This is a genomic window from Mycobacterium sp. NGS62, from assembly GCF_059812285.1.
On record NZ_JCALCK010000042.1, the window covers coordinates 1 to 2675 of the forward strand.

A 2675-nucleotide genomic window follows, 5' to 3' on the forward strand; every position below is an offset into this window, starting at 1 on the left:
CCACCAACGGAACGCAAACCGTCTTGAGTTGACACGGGCGACGTGTGTGGTGATGGGGTGCCTGTTGGGCCGGTCGGATGGGGTGGCGGCGGGTCGAGCGCGATGCGCAGCCGGATCTGGACGTGCCAGCCGGTGACTCTGACGTCTTCGATGAGTAGGCGTAGCAGCTGCTGTTTCTGGGTGTCGTCAAGGGCATCGATGACGGCGTGAATGCGGGCGGCGAAATCGTGCACGCGGCGGCGGAGCTGGTTGTCGCGGGCGAGCGCTGTTCTTTCGTCGGCGAGGCTGGTTCGCTTGTGCTGCAGCTCGTTTCGACGGGCGGCGATCTCGGTGGCGCGGCGCTGCATTTCGGGCAGTTCGATGAACCCACCCTGGTAGAGGTCGATGAGGCGGCGCCGTTCGGCGTCAGCGGCGTCGAGCTTGCGGTCCAGCCGGGCCAGTTCGGCGGCGAGGAGTTCGTCGTCGGGAATCGGGGTGCGTAGGGTGACTGCTTGTTCGCCGGCCAGCAGGAGGTCGGGGCGGGTAATGGCGGCGCGGATGTGATCGAACACGAAGGCGTCGAGCGCGTCGGCGCGGATGTGGCGTTCGGGGCAGCGGCGGGATTCCCCGCCAGCGCGGATGGGGTCGTGGTTGCGGCAGCGGTAATAGCGGTGCCAGGTGCCGTTGCGGCCGCGCATCTTTTGGCAGTTGGTGCCGACACCGCAAACGCCGCATTTGACAAGGCCTTTGAGCAGCCAGGCGCCGGGCTCGGCGCGGCGAGGGCTCCACTTGGCGTTATCGGTGGCGACGCGGCCGGCGGCTTCGAACAGCTCATCGGAGACGATGCGGGGACAATCGATCGGGATCCAGTCTTGCCGCTCGCGCGGGATCTGCCGGTTGCGGCGGGTGGGGCGGCGATCAGGCACCGATTCGGTGCGGTTGTAGTAGACCCGGCCGATATAAGCCTCGTTGCGCAGCAGCCGGCAGAGCGTGGAGGTGCCCCAGGTGGGCTTGCCGGTCGGTGTTGGCACTCCGTCGGCGTTGAGCCGGCGGCAGATCTGGCGCACCGTGATGCCGGCGGCGCGGTCGGTGAAGATCCGCCGCACCACCGCGGCTTCGGGCTCGTAGATCTCGTGGTGGGCTTGGCCGGTGGCGGCGCTGCGGGGAATGCGCCGGTAGCCGTACGGGGCTTTCCAGGTGACGACCTCGCCGGCGCGGGCCCGAAACAGCTTGCCGCGGCGGTAGCGTTCGGCGATCTTGGCCTTCTCGTATTCGGCGATTACACCCTGCACCTGGGTGAGCAGCACCGACTGCGGGTCGTCGGCGGCCAGACCCGGGGAATCGGTGAAGGTGACGGTGACCCCGAAGCGGGCTAGCTCGTCGAGCACCAGCACCTGGTAGGGGTAGGCGCGGGCGAGCCGGTCCGGCGACAGGCACCACACCCGTTCGACCAGTCCCGCCTCGGCGGCGTCACGCAAGGTGTCCAGGCCGGGCCGGTCCAGTCGGGCTCCGGAATGCCCGTCATCGACGTATTCGCCGACCAGCTCGTCACCGGCGGCGGCGATGTGTTCGCGCAGCAGCGCCAGCTGCGAGCCGATGGTGCCGCGGTCGGCCTGTGCCTCGGTGGACACCCGCGCATACAACGCCGCCCTCACCGCAGGCCTCCGCCCGGTAGTGCAAGTCCGGCAACCGGATCCACGCGCGCGGCAGCATCGAGCAGGAACTCATAACCGGCGGCGAGCGCCGCCACGCGCGGATCGTCGTGAGGTGTCCAGGCCGGGCGGGCAGCAGCGAGCAGTTCGGCGACGAACACCGGCTCGGCGGCCGGCCACGCGATCAGCCCTGCCAGGCCGCGCCGGGCGAATCTGGCGGCGGCCAGTCCCTGCGGCTGTCCGCTGGGCTCAAGGGCGTGCGCGCGCAGGGTTTCGTAGTCGACCTGTGCCGCCTCGATCGGCGGCCAGAACGACCGGGCGCTCACCGCTGGCGCACCCGCTCGATGGTGCGCCGGTGCAACCGCACTCCGAACCGCTCGGCCACCTGCTCGGCGATCTGGGCTCCCGACCCGGTATCGGCGCGGATAAACTCCACGATCTCGGGTCGCAGCTTGACCGGTCCGCGGCGGCCGCGCCGCTCGTCGAGCAGCCCCGCCATCCCCGACTGGTCGAACGCTGCAACCACCAGATAGAATGCAGCTCGCGAATATCCATGTGCGGCAGCAACTTCCGATACAGGCAGCCGGTCGAGCAGATGTGCCCGCAGCATCTCGTATTTCACCTGCACCTTGTCGGAGGCCAAAAAGAAACCCGATCCGCCGGTGAACAAGGGTGCGTCCACCCCCTCGGGATGAGGGTGCACCAACCCCGACTCGGTCAACGCCCGAAGCCGTGTTGCGTCGCTCACTAGCCTCACCTCCCGCACCCGAGCCTAAGCCGAGCCCCGACGAACGTCTATCATTTACCGCCGCGTGTCTACATCTGCCAGTCAAATTTGCCACCAAACATCCGATCAATAACCATATGCAGTGCATGATGCGACATTTATCTTTAGATATGCGGCGATAAATACTAGACATTAAACTCGCTCCGAACAGGCGGGCGCCGGCGCCGCCGACGGTGATCAGGATGCAGATACAGCCCCGGAACTGCCTCTCGGGGAGCCAGCAACACCGTCAACTGCAGCTTTGCGTTCCGTTGGTG

General features: G+C 67.5%; 3 protein-coding genes. All 3 read right to left on the bottom strand.

The features are described from left to right. On the bottom strand, window positions 1-1634 hold a 1634-nt coding region (locus tag AC5Y49_RS24515; RefSeq protein WP_499891975.1), incomplete at its 3' end, for a recombinase family protein. Continuing rightward, window positions 1631-1957, bottom strand: a complete 327-nt coding sequence (locus AC5Y49_RS24520; protein WP_499891976.1) for a hypothetical protein — start codon at window positions 1955-1957, stop codon at window positions 1631-1633. The genes AC5Y49_RS24520 and AC5Y49_RS24515, both read right to left, overlap by 4 nt. After that, window positions 1954-2379, bottom strand: coding sequence for a helix-turn-helix domain-containing protein (locus AC5Y49_RS24525; RefSeq protein ID WP_499891977.1), 426 nt, complete (start codon window positions 2377-2379; stop codon window positions 1954-1956). The genes AC5Y49_RS24520 and AC5Y49_RS24525 overlap by 4 nt, the downstream gene beginning before the upstream one ends. Window positions 2380-2675 lie beyond the last annotated feature (296 nt).